Source organism: Virgibacillus sp. 7505 (assembly GCF_002272135.1).
Taxonomy (GTDB): domain Bacteria; phylum Bacillota; class Bacilli; order Bacillales; family Amphibacillaceae; genus Terribacillus.
In genome coordinates this window covers 1-307 of the sequence record NZ_NPBF01000131.1, presented here as the reverse complement: position 1 = coordinate 307, position 307 = coordinate 1, and the positions used below count along the sequence as shown (strand labels likewise).

Annotated in this window: 1 protein-coding gene; it reads left to right on the top strand. The window is 47.6% G+C overall.

Going from position 1 to position 307, the window contains the following annotated elements; translation table 11 throughout:
* On the top strand, window positions 1-252 hold a 252-nt coding region (locus CHH91_RS18260; protein WP_286160845.1), incomplete at its 5' end, for a PfkB family carbohydrate kinase.
* Between the last annotated feature and the right edge of the window lie 55 nt (window positions 253-307).

Genomic DNA, 307 nt, shown 5'->3' with positions numbered 1-307 from the left:
AATAAGGACACTTGCTTGTTTGCGACGTCTCCTAAAGGCAAAGTATTGAACACGGCTTGTGCTGGCGATGCTTTGTTGGCCACGTTCATTGGCCATATCCAGCAAGGCACACCTGTGGAAGACGCACTAGCGAAAGCAACAGCAACAGGGGCTTCTACTGCCTTTTCAAAAGGGTTAAGCGATTTAAAAGATGTTCCAATGCTTCTCGATCAAGTACAAATCACGCGGAGGGGATTCACATGGCAAAAGTAAAGATTGTCGCTGCAACGGGCTGTCCTACAGGCATTGCTCATACTTTTATGGCAGC